This window comes from Peribacillus psychrosaccharolyticus ATCC 23296, from assembly GCF_000305495.1.
GTDB lineage: Bacteria > Bacillota > Bacilli > Bacillales > DSM-1321 > Peribacillus > Peribacillus psychrosaccharolyticus.
This window is the reverse complement of the sequence record NZ_AJTN02000101.1, coordinates 1-1603: the sequence shown is the minus strand read 5'-3', so window position 1 is coordinate 1603 and position 1603 is coordinate 1. Positions and strand designations below refer to the sequence as shown.

The window sequence follows — 1603 nt, the reverse complement described above, 5'->3', positions numbered from 1 at the left end:
TTAGACAATAACTTTTGGGGGTATTTTTATGGCTAAATATGATGTGAATTTTAAACAAGCAGTGGTCAATGACTACTTGGCAGGAGTTGGGGGCTATCGGACTTTGGGTGAAAAGTACACCATTGATCGCTCCATGGTTCGAAAATGGGTGAACGCTTATAACTTACTTGGACGAGCTGGTTTAGAGCGAAAAAACACTAAAACTACCTATTCTGGTCAATTTAAAATGGATGTCGTAAACTGGATGAAAGAGACAGGTGAATCAACCTATGCAGCAGCCAAACAGTTCAAACTTACCCTTCCATATACGATTTCTAGATGGATGAAGGAATTTGAACAAGGAGGAGCTCAGGGGCTGATGCCTAAACCGAAGGGGCGTCCAAAAATGACAGAACAACCACGTAGTGATTTTAAAGAAATGACGAGGAAAGAGTTGGAACATGAAGCTGAAAAACTACGAGCGGAATTAGCTTTCATAAAAAAGCTCCGCGCTTCAGGGCACAATATTCCGAGCCGACTGCTAAAACAGAAGCCAGAGTCATCAAAGAACTCACCAAAGACTTCAAATTAACAGTGATCCTTGAAGCAACAGGCTATCGAAAGGCAACATACTACTATTGGGTAAAACGATTTGATATGCCTAATAAGGACGAAGAAATTGAGTCCCTGATGAAAGAGATACGTTCTTCACATAAAGACTATGGCTATCGCAGAATGACACAAGAGTTACGAAATCGTGGCATTCATATTAATATGAAAAAGGTACAACGTTTGATGAGTAAATTGGGTCTTCAAGTCACGTCCTATACTCGGAAATCAAGAAAATATAGTTCCTATAAAGGGACAGTGGGAACCGTTTCGAAAAATCGAATTCACCGACGGTTCTATACCAGTGTCTGTCACCAAAAAATCACCACTGATACCACAGAATTCAAGTATTTCGTAAAGAGTCCAACTGGTTCCGTTCAAATCAAGAAACTGTACCTAGATCCCTTCATGGACATGTTTAATGGGGAAATTCTGTCTTATCGAATAACGGAGAAACCAACAGCTAGAGGAATTCATGAGGCACTTGAAGAAGCCATTCAAATTACTTCTGACTGTCCATACCGTCGAACGTTCCATTCTGATCAAGGATGGGCTTACCAAATGAAATCCTATGCCAAAAAAATGAAAGACCATGGTATTTTTCAAAGTATGTCCCGAAAGGGGAACTGCCTGGATAACTCACCCATGGAGAACTTTTTTGGAATTTTGAAACAAGAGATGTACTACGGAAATACGTATACTAGCTTTGAAGAACTTAAAACAGCGATTGATAAATTCATCATTTATTACAATTATGAACGGATAAAGTTCAAATTGGATTGGCAAAGTCCCGTTACGTATAGAGAAAACTATCAGCAAAACCAAGCAGCCTAGTGAATAATAAGTAATCAATAAGATAGCTACTATGAAGCAAGGCTTAACGCTAGTATTCGTACTTTCCTTTTGAGGAGCTAGTCCAGAAATGATGGTATATCGTTTCTGGACACTAAAGATAAACAAATAGAGAGGATTTCTCCTCTCCATTAAAGTCTAACTTTTTGGGGTCACCACAAAA

At 39.1% G+C, this 1603-nt stretch carries 1 pseudogene; it reads left to right on the top strand.

Annotated features, from left to right (window positions below):
- The first annotated feature begins 28 nt into the window (after window positions 1–28).
- Window positions 29–1422 (top strand): annotated as a pseudogene (locus WYK_RS23830) (IS3 family transposase).
- Window positions 1423–1603: the final 181 nt, after the last annotated feature.